The sequence below is a fragment of the Sporomusa acidovorans genome (assembly GCF_900101845.1).
In the GTDB taxonomy this organism is placed as follows: Bacteria; Bacillota; Negativicutes; order Sporomusales; family Sporomusaceae; genus Sporomusa; species Sporomusa acidovorans.
Genome location: NZ_FNAM01000088.1, coordinates 1 through 9,214, shown reverse-complemented (window position 1 = coordinate 9,214; position 9,214 = coordinate 1). Strand labels below are relative to the sequence as shown.

General features: G+C 48.9%; 13 protein-coding genes. 2 read left to right on the top strand and 11 right to left on the bottom strand.

Annotated features, from left to right (window positions below; all coding sequences use genetic code 11):
* From BLR65_RS28125 to BLR65_RS30290, 4 genes are all read right to left on the bottom strand, one after another.
* A partial coding sequence (locus BLR65_RS28125) for a transposase (protein ID WP_093798059.1) occupies nucleotides 1–230 on the bottom strand: 230 nt, incomplete at its 3' end.
* Between the two features lie 136 nt (nucleotides 231–366).
* Nucleotides 367–744 carry a hypothetical protein gene (locus BLR65_RS28120; protein ID WP_093798057.1) on the bottom strand — a complete coding sequence of 126 codons (378 nt, stop codon included), beginning with the start codon at nucleotides 742–744 and terminating at the stop codon, nucleotides 367–369.
* A gap of 109 nt (nucleotides 745–853) precedes the next feature.
* Nucleotides 854–1,264, bottom strand: coding sequence for a hypothetical protein (locus tag BLR65_RS28115; RefSeq protein ID WP_093798055.1), 411 nt, complete (start codon nucleotides 1,262–1,264; stop codon nucleotides 854–856).
* A gap of 34 nt (nucleotides 1,265–1,298) precedes the next feature.
* Complete coding sequence (locus tag BLR65_RS30290; RefSeq protein WP_165898922.1) at nucleotides 1,299–1,460, bottom strand: hypothetical protein; 162 nt, start codon at nucleotides 1,458–1,460, stop codon at nucleotides 1,299–1,301.
* Between the two features lie 217 nt (nucleotides 1,461–1,677).
* Here BLR65_RS30290 and BLR65_RS28110 point away from each other — a divergent pair, with 217 nt between their 5' ends.
* Nucleotides 1,678–1,899, top strand: a complete 222-nt coding sequence (locus BLR65_RS28110; protein ID WP_211285054.1) for a helix-turn-helix domain-containing protein — start codon at nucleotides 1,678–1,680, stop codon at nucleotides 1,897–1,899.
* Between the two features lie 248 nt (nucleotides 1,900–2,147).
* Here BLR65_RS28110 and BLR65_RS28105 read toward each other — a convergent pair whose 3' ends face one another.
* The 7 genes from BLR65_RS28105 to BLR65_RS28070 all read right to left on the bottom strand — a co-directional run bounded on the left by BLR65_RS28105 (nucleotide 2,148) and on the right by BLR65_RS28070 (nucleotide 8,135).
* Nucleotides 2,148–2,345, bottom strand: a complete 198-nt coding sequence (locus BLR65_RS28105) for a P1/P2 acidic ribosomal protein (protein ID WP_093798051.1) — start codon at nucleotides 2,343–2,345, stop codon at nucleotides 2,148–2,150.
* Between the two features lie 10 nt (nucleotides 2,346–2,355).
* Complete coding sequence (locus BLR65_RS28100; protein WP_093798049.1) at nucleotides 2,356–3,945, bottom strand: recombinase family protein; 1,590 nt, start codon at nucleotides 3,943–3,945, stop codon at nucleotides 2,356–2,358.
* Nucleotides 3,938–4,174 carry a hypothetical protein gene (locus BLR65_RS29315; protein WP_143122689.1) on the bottom strand — a complete coding sequence of 79 codons (237 nt, stop codon included), beginning with the start codon at nucleotides 4,172–4,174 and terminating at the stop codon, nucleotides 3,938–3,940. The genes BLR65_RS28100 and BLR65_RS29315 overlap by 8 nt, the downstream gene beginning before the upstream one ends.
* Nucleotides 4,175–4,426: 252 nt before the next feature.
* Nucleotides 4,427–5,026, bottom strand: coding sequence for a RadC family protein (gene radC, locus BLR65_RS28090; protein WP_093798045.1), 600 nt, complete (start codon nucleotides 5,024–5,026; stop codon nucleotides 4,427–4,429).
* Nucleotides 5,004–5,438 (bottom strand): hypothetical protein, encoded by a 435-nt coding sequence (locus BLR65_RS28085; RefSeq protein WP_093798043.1) that lies wholly within the window; start codon nucleotides 5,436–5,438, stop codon nucleotides 5,004–5,006. Before BLR65_RS28085 ends, radC begins: the two co-directional genes overlap by 23 nt.
* A gap of 104 nt (nucleotides 5,439–5,542) precedes the next feature.
* Nucleotides 5,543–6,172, bottom strand: a complete 630-nt coding sequence (locus BLR65_RS28080; RefSeq protein WP_143122688.1) for a hypothetical protein — start codon at nucleotides 6,170–6,172, stop codon at nucleotides 5,543–5,545.
* Nucleotides 6,173–6,485: 313 nt separating this feature from the next.
* Nucleotides 6,486–8,135 carry a DNA primase family protein gene (locus BLR65_RS28070; protein ID WP_093798037.1) on the bottom strand — a complete coding sequence of 550 codons (1,650 nt, stop codon included), beginning with the start codon at nucleotides 8,133–8,135 and terminating at the stop codon, nucleotides 6,486–6,488.
* A gap of 287 nt (nucleotides 8,136–8,422) precedes the next feature.
* Between BLR65_RS28070 and BLR65_RS28065 the strand changes: the two genes are divergently transcribed.
* Nucleotides 8,423–8,917, top strand: coding sequence for an arginine repressor (locus BLR65_RS28065; RefSeq protein ID WP_093798035.1), 495 nt, complete (start codon nucleotides 8,423–8,425; stop codon nucleotides 8,915–8,917).
* The last annotated feature ends 297 nt before the right edge of the window (nucleotides 8,918–9,214 follow it).

Below are 9,214 nucleotides of genomic sequence, written 5' to 3'. Positions count from 1 at the left end.
CGAAGTTCTCTTCTAAGGCGGGCATTTTCTTTTTCAATATCGCTAGAATAATTGCCTGATCCGCGAGTCGGAACATCGCCGTTATTTTCTCTGGCGATTTTAAGCCATTTTGTTAATGTGCTATATCCTATTCCTAAATTTGATGCACAACCCTTAACGCCAAGATCTGAATGGTCGTAATAATAACGGACGGCATCTTCTTTGAATTGTTGAGTCTGTTGCTTTGCCATTGTATGTTCCCCCTATATCATTTATTGTAATCCTTCTGGGGAACACCCTCAATTCAATTTGTTCTATTTATATTCTAGCACCACATACCAGAAATCTGCTGACGAGGCCCTGACAATACGGATGTGAATGCTTTGTTTAGTTTTCTCCATGGCTGACCACTCCCTTGCTCTCTTCCATTGGTACAATCCAGCTTGTAAGACTCAAAAACGGCCTTGGCATGATGACAACCACACCAAAATCGCTGCCAAGCAAAACCAGTACACTCACAAATTCACCAGCCGAAGCAGGCAAAACGTCAACGTACTCTGGCAGTGCTGCTCGAATCTCATTAGGCAGGCTTTGTACATCTTTTTCCGACTCCATCACCAACACATAGCCGCCGTAGCCACTATCTACCGCTCTATCTTCACCGTATTCCGCATCCAGCACCGTTACAGCCTCCTTCACCACTGTAACAACTTCTTGCGGCAACTGGAGGCCAGTAACCTCTCTAACGTGTGCAATCTTAATCATTCGCTGTACCTCTTCTCAGATTTTTACGTTACATGCAGAAAAGACCTATCAGCTTTCACGTTGCTGATAGGTCTTGCTTACATTACTGCTATTTTTCACTACAAAACTGTCAACTCTGAGGCTGTAAAACAGCCTTGTTCGGTATGTACCTTTCCCCTTCTACCTGCACTCTAAAAACCTGCCACAACAAGGTACCATCCTCGCTAAAGATCAGGTACGCCCAGCCTTGGGCATTGCTGTACCCGCTCTGCCAGCGCACAATGTACTCGTTGGGCTTGTCCTCACTGGCACCCTCAATCGAGATTTTGTCTCGGGAGTCATCAATGCGGCTTCCATGCCTGGCCCACCCCGTATGCTGTCCCCATACCTTGTTGCCCTCACGCAAAAGGGTCATAGAAAATCCGCTTCCTTGCTGTTCGTTTTTGTAAACCCACTCGCTGACAGCAGGCTCGGCAAATGCCGCTACGGATTGCAAAACAAGCAGAATGCCAATCAGTACTGCCATGCCTAATTTTCTCATGTCAACACGCTCCTAGGTTGTACTAAAATAGTCCTCAAAAGAACATTGTCAAAAACCAGCGGGCAATGAAGGCAAAGATTCCCGCCCCTATTGTGGCATTGATGGTACTGACGCCGTGATGAGTGATTCCATAGAGAAACCCTATGATCATCCCCCCGATAATCCACTTCAGTAATGACCTTCCAAATGAATGCATGATTTTCTCTCTCCTTTAGCTAAATAAGATACAAACGCTTGCTACGAAATCTCTCTTTGAATCTGCTGTTTACCCAACCTCCAATCCTAGCGCATTTCAATTTCCTCATGGTACAAAAATTCATTCACAAAGTCTGGCTAAATCCCTATTTCTGATCTATCTTCTTGAATACTATAGTCTGTAGACCAATAGTCTCCATCAATCATATAGTGTGAATATGATTGATAAAATTTTTGGACAAATACTAAAGAAATTAAGAACGGAAAAAGGCTTGAGTCAGGAAGAGTTTGCCGCCAACGTCGGTCTGCACCGCACTTATATCAGCCAACTGGAACGGGGCCTCAAAAGTCCCTCCCTCGGGGTAATGGCCAAAATATCGAGCGAGCTTGGCATCACATTAGTCCAGTTGATGACCGAATTGGAGAAAAACCAGAACTAGCTTTTTTCGCGAGCATATGCAAAATATGACAATACGCTATCGATAGAATACTATAGTATTCAAAAAGTGTCAATATGTCTGCCTGCTCCTTATGCCCTTAAACGCGTTTACCGTTCTGGTGACGCGTTTTTTCGTTTGTCTGGCAGTAACCTCAGCCAGATCTGAAAAAGTATCTACTCGCCTTTGTTTCGGCTTCCAGGCTATTCCCATCTCATTCCCTTGCTTCACGTCGCCTTTTTTCAAGCCGCCTATAGGTAATCGCCAATTAGAACATCCAATGCTTGCAGACAGTAAGGACGAACCGCTTGTGAAATTGCTTCGCCTAATGCCAGATTGTGCAAAGCTGCCTGAATTCTTACTTCCGTAGGCTCAATCCCCTGCATTTGCAAGGCTTCCCTGACATCCTCGCGATCAAAACATACCAGCACCTGCAATTGCTTTTCCATGCTTTTCCCCCTACGCCGCTTTCAACAGCAATCGCAGCAGTTGACTGCGGCTGACTTCGGCTGAGAAATGATAGGCGTTCTCTTGCCTTTCCTGGCCGTACAAAAGGAAAAAGACCACTTCGACGTGGTCTTTGTAAACGATGACTTTCTCAACATAGTTACCGATGAATTTCTTGACTTCGGGGATGTTCCGTTCGGTCACAAACCGCCGGAACATCCCGAACAAGCCTTTGAGGGCCTCTTCCGTAACCGGCGTTCTGGTGTGACGGGATTGAATGCTCAGCAGGGCGGCTTCCGTTTTGGCTTTTTCCGCTTCCAGCTCGCCCAGCTTATCAAGCAGGGCCATCCCATGTCCCTTGGCCACTGCTTGCACAATGTTTCCGATCTGCTTTTCCACTTCGCTGAGCAGGGATTGCAGACGGCCTGCTTCGCTTTCTTGGTCATTGTAGAGGCTGTCCTGATACTCGTTAAGCTTTTGTACCAGATAGGGAATGGCTTTGTCATTGAAAATCCGCCGTTCCAGTTCTTGCAGCACATACGCTTCGATGTACTCGCGGCGCAGTTCCTTGTTGTCACAGCCTTTTGTACGTTCCCGGTTGCCGCAGCGATAGGATACGTGCTTGGTTTTGTTCCTGCCGGAATACTTGACATTGCCCATCATGGCAGGACTGCGGCCTCTTTTCGTCAGGCATTCGCCGCACACGATGAGGCCGCTCAGCAGGTACACCTCTTTGGCCTTGTAGGCTCCCGGCTGACGTTTGTTGGTTTGCATCTTTTTCTGCGCCTGACTGAACGTCTCCGGGTCAATGATAGCAGGCATGCCGCCCTCCACGCGGATGATGTCGTCATCATTCTTGGCTTCGTGATTGTTGCGCCTGCCCTCGGCATCCTTAGACTTAGCCCGGTTGAACACATAGACGCCGCTGTACTTCTCATTGGCTAAGATGTCGTGAATGCTGTTCTTGCCGAAGGGCTTGCCTTTTTTGGTCTTGTACCGTCTGGCGTTCAGTTCGTTGATGATTCTGTCATAGCCGCACCCATCGAGATACATCTGAAACATCAGCCGAACGGCCTGGGCTTCCTGTTCATTGATGACATACTGCTTCGTCTCCTTGTCCACATCGTACCCCAGCGGGGGCAGGCCACCCGTGTGCTTGCACTGGTAGGCGTTTTCCCGCATGCCCTTCATGACCTCACGGGCCAGGTTCCGGCTGTAGTACATAGCCATACCTTCCAGCACCGATTCCATCATGATGCTTTCCGGCGAGTCGTCGAGGTTCTCCAGGACGCTCATGATGGCAACACCATTTTTCCTCAATCTCCGTTTGTAGTAGACATTGTCATACTTGTCGCGGCTAAAACGGTCTAGCTTGTGCACAATCAGAACCTCGAACAAGCCTTTTTCACTGTCTTCAATCATGCGCTGAAAGTCAGGCCGCCTGTCGGTCGTGGCCGATTTGGCCTTATCTTTGTACACATCCACAATTTGCAGGTTGTTGCGCCGGGCGTAGTCCTCGGCGGCCCGGATTTGGGCGTCAATGGATTCGTCACGCTGATTGTCGCTGGAAAACCGGGCGTAGATGACGGCTCTTCTAGGCATTGGCCTCACCCGCTTTCGATTCTGCACCGGTTTTCGCTTTAGAGATTCTATCTAACAGGACGACTGCCGGATGATAGAAAGCCTCTCTGACGCTTTCATCCAGCGGCGTTTCCCTGATAACGGTAACGCTAAGCGGCTTGTAATAGCCACATTTCAAGCTGTCCCTGGACAAACTAGTCTTGTAGGTGGTCAAATGCTGTGATTTTGCGGAACATCTTGCGTTTGCCATGGTAACATCTCCCCTTTCCCGACTGCCCACGACTCTTTCAGAGAGTGGAAGTGCTGGTCGGCTGTTTGTTTTTTTGCCGCTTTTGCCAGACCAACTCCGCTTTGGAGCGGGTTGGCTGGCCTGCGGCTTTCTTGTCAACATACGCATTACTTCCGGTAACGTTCCTCTAAAATGGTTTTTAGAATGAAAAGTACAATGCCCAGCCAAGGATTCATGCCGTCACCTCCTTTGAGGCAGCGGCTGCTCACGCAATCAGCCCTTTCTCCTTGAAGCTACGTAGCGTCCCTTGCCGATGATGAGGTGATCAGCAACATCAATGCCTAAGATGTCGCCTGCCGTCGCCAGGTCTTTAGTGAGCACAATGTCTTCCCGGCTCGGCGACGGGTCGCCGCTGGGGTGGTTGTGAACCAGAATGACGATAGCTGACATGAGGCGTACCGCCCTGCGGAACAGTTCTCTCGGGCCGACAAGCACGGCGTTAAGCGTTCCTTGCGACACCGTTTCTTCGGCAATGATACCGTTTTTGGTGTTTAGATACAGCACGCGAAACTGTTCGACAGGCAAATGCTGCATATCGACAAACCGCTCGAATACGTCCTGCGGGCCACGGATGACAGGCGGCAGCTTGCTATCTGCGCGATAAATACGCTTGGCTAGCTCGCACAGGTACTGAAGCTGTCTGGCCTTGACCGGGCCAATCCCCCTAATCTGCTCCAGTTCCTGCGGATAAGTCTGCAAAAGGGCCTGCTGAACGCTGCCGTACTCGGACATCAGTTCCCGCACCGCTGGCTTCGGCAAAACGGCCTCCAAAAGCGCCTCGTCAGCCACGTTAGAAAGGTTGCTTGACACCATCAGTTTCCGCCTCCCCGTCGATTTCTTCTTCAACAGGCTGTTCTGACAGCCACAGACGAAGGATGCCAGGCAGGATAGCGTCAGGCAAGTAAACCTGGTCAATGTAGTCGTTGTCTGCCATGATGTACAGCACGTAGTAGGCTTCGCCCCCCACTTCCAAACGGCTCATCCATTCGGGCATGATGAGGGCCAAATCCTCGGGCAGTCCAATGGCAGTGAGGTCTTTGTCGCCAGCCTCCAGCACGCCAAACATGCCGTGCAATTCTAAGCTAAAGTCTTCCAGATCAAGTTCAGGTGCCAGGGCTTCTTTCAGGTGATTGAGCTTTCTGGCAAAGTGTTCGGCCAGTGCGGTCGGAATGCTGCCAGCCAGCTTGAGCCGCCGAATGTCGCAAATGGTCTTGATGATGTGCATGAAATCCACTCCTTTAGTCAGGCTGGCAGAGAAAAGACCGCCAGCCAGTATACTAAAGAAATATTAAGAGCTTACGATTTTCCATCAATACGCTAATGTGACAATTAGTCTCCTTCAAACAGTTGTTCCTGCTCTTTTGCTTGCTCTGCTTGTTTAGCTTTCAATGCGTCCCGAAGCTTAAGTAACGCCTCCCTGCCCAGACCATCTCCGGTTCTGCCAGGTCTTCTCCTACGCTCGCTTGGCATTTCTACTGGTAATGGATTGTCCATTGATAATTCCGTGACCGGGTTTTGTTTCTTAGCAATCTTGCGCTGCCTGACTGCCGTATTTTCACTCATACCGCCAGACTGCAAAGGTTGCTCGTGCTCGGGTTCGTAATCAGGTTCGTACTCGTCGTACCCGGCATACTCGGGTTCAGACTCAACTACCGAAACCGCTCTAACACCAGTCCAGGTCTGGTTTCCCCACGGGCGCTCTTCCAACTCAACGTAGCAGACCTGACCAACCATTTTGTCAAGATCTACCCTGCCCGAAACATCGTCCCCGAAGAAAACTTCAGCTACCTCCTTGAGGCGCTTTTTCTCGTCCGGATATCCTGTACGATAGGTTTCCCTAATGATCCGGCCATCGTCCAGTTTGAACCAGATCTTCGCAACCTTTCCTTCCACTTCAGTTTTCCAAACTACCGCTTCACCGGATTGATACTCCATTTCATCAAATGATACGATTGCCATGTGTACACACGCTCCCTCAAATTTTGTAGGTAGGGCAAAGAGCAGGGCCAATGAAAATCCCGCCTGATCTTGCCAGCCAAGGAAAGTGCCGAAGGGCCAAGGATTGAAAAATCGATTGGGGTGGGGTGGGGCACCTTGGGGGCTGCCCCCACCACCCCTTTTTTCGAAAAGCTCGGCACTCGGCCCTTTCCCAGGCAGGTCATGGATGGTTCAGACCTCACATCGGCCCTGACTCCGCCCTTTGGGTTTCCATTGCAAAAAAATTAAAGAATTACGTGATTGCTTTCGTCTAATGACCGCAGTGCCAGGTTTTTCAGATAGCGCTGGCTGTTGCTTTTCTGCACTTCATAGGGCAGTCCCAGTTCGCCGCAGTGAGCGACAAACTCGGCCCAGAAAGCCTGGGGTGATGCTTTTTCGATGTCCCAAGGCCGTTTCTGCGGCACCAGAGGTAGTAGGTTTCCACCACCGCAGGCTTGGCAACTCTGCCGCCGTCGTCTGTCCGGTACAGCATGTCCTGCATGAAGGATTTGAGTGGGGTCTGCGCCTCGCGGTACTCTGCAATCGCCGCTTCGACGACTGCAGAATGAGTGTACCGATAGTTTTGCTGGCGCAATCTTTGTAACCCCTGTAAAGCCCAATTCAAGATGCCAGGCAGTTCGGCTTCCAGTTTCTGTTTCAAGTCCGGGTCGGCCTGATCGCCTGAAAACCGTCTTCTAAAGGGCAGGATGAACATCCGACGGAAAAATCCGTAGGTAGTGTCCTGACTGCTGGGAAGGCGATTGACCGCAAACAGCAGTTTGCAGATGGGTACATAGCTGACAGGATTTTCAAACTTTCTTTCCACCATGATTCTGTCGCCAGACACCACCGCCTTGAAGGTCTGGCTGTTGAACCCCTTGGGGTTCTCGTTCTCCGTGGCAATGTTGACGGTTTTGCCGATGAGGTTCGCGCGGCGAAAAGGATTTTCGAGGTCTTTCAGCGAGATGTTGGCTACGTTGTCTTCGCCTACCAGACTGGTGATGATGTCCGCCAGAAGGCTTTTGCCGTTGGAGCCGCCGCCAAAGAAGAAATAGGCCATGTGAATTTTCGTGTCAGCAGTGAGCAGGTAGCCCATGATTTCCTGGACAATCGCCACGCGTTCGGGGTCGCCTTCCATGATTTCGGCTACAAATTCCTCGAACCGTTCGCAGGTCGCTTCGGGTTCATAGTTGCGCCGAATTTGTGTTGTGGAGAAGTAGCCGGGGTCATGAGGCAACAGCTCAAAAGTGTTGAGGTCTAACATCCCGTTCAGCAGGTTAATCAGGTCTTTGCGGGGATTGAGTTCCTGCGTCTCTGGTACGGCGAGTTTCAGCATTTCAATGGCCTGATCGCCCATCCAGGAGCGGTACAGGTTCTTTCTGACACTCTGGAACAGGTCACGGATGCGGCGCTTGAGCTTGTACTCAGGCAAATGACGCCAAACGCCAGCACTGTACTCGTAGAACATCGAGCCTTCATGAATCAGAAGCCGCCGCTCCTGCTGGAAATACTCGGCAAACACGTTGGGGTTGAATTTGGTTTTTTGCTTCTCTTCATCAAATTCAATGCCCATCTTGTAGAGCGTTGCTTCCTGCCACAGCCACTCGATGTAACGGGCGGGACTCGGCAACTCTGTGTTGTCGAACAGTTGAAAGCCGTACTCATTGAGTCTCTTGTAAGTAATTGGGTGAAAATTCCCCGCCTTGTCAAACAAACGGTCGGCTTGCTCCGGCAGGTAGCCGGGGCGGGAGCGGCTCAGGTGATGAAAAGCCGCTCTTCCCGCCTCGCCAAAGCAGGCTAAGGTGCAGGTTGCCGCAAACCAGAGCTTCTCGCTCTCGGTGTCGGGATGCTCCAGCAGATGCCGGATGAGGGCTGCTTCCGCGAACGGATAGGGCTGGTGCATGACTACATCATTTTTCAGTTTTCCAACAGTTTCATTCAGCATCAAATTCCTCCTAAAAAAATCAATAGTTACATATAATCAAGCGCTTGATTGTTTCAATTTTACTCCGCAAACGCTTATTTAATCAACATTTTTCACTTGATTTCGATAATCAAAAAATGTATAATAAATGCATTAAATATTCACTTTTTTACTAAAAAACAGTTTAACGTTCTACAGTAGACATCATATCATTGCATACCGTTTAATCCATGAAAATCCAGCCTTAAACCTGTTTTTCGAACAGAAATTCATCTTTTTTCATTGCGTAAAGTTATAGAGGAGGGAACATGATGACCAACAAGAAAACACCAATTACTGGCAATCAAGACAAGTTCAAGCGGCAAACAAAACTGCTTAACATCATCGAAACATCTAAGGAGAGCTATTACGATCAAGAATCACTTGCTCTTGAACTAAATAGGGCTGGATTTGGAAGTGTAAATCAGGCAGTGGTTTCCAGAGACATGAAGGAGTTAGGAATTGTAAAAGATAAGGATGGATATAGATTAAGCGAACCAAGCAGTCGGTCTTTAGCAAGAAAAGAGCTAGCCGAACAGCTTCAGCGCCGCAAAGAAAATATCTACCCATCCATATCTACTTTTTTAATTAAAATCAAACACGGCTATGCCCAAAATATAGCCACCCTATTGAAAGAAGTATATTCTGATGAGATTTTAGGAACCATTTGCAATGATGATAGTATCCTGGTCATGACGAAAGAAGAGCTTAAAGAAAATCTTCTAAGAAGACTTGAAAAGCTATCTCAACCCGAAAGCGAATGACAAAAAAAGTACCCGTATTCTGCCCAAAGCAGATACGGGTACTTTTTCATATCATATTCAAGACGTCATTACTCTCAACCTCATGCGGTGGAGGCGAGAAAATCGCCTCCAAAAAGCAAAAAACCGCTCACTGTCCGTCACAAAGCCAGACAATTCGCGGTTCTCAAGACTTCCTATATTTGTAAAAAAAGGTGGTTTTGATTGGTGGAGGCGAAGGTTGTCAATCTACACGCAAAACATTTTGTTTTCTTATACAATACCTAGAGATAAGGATTAATAGTAATATTCCCCGGTTTT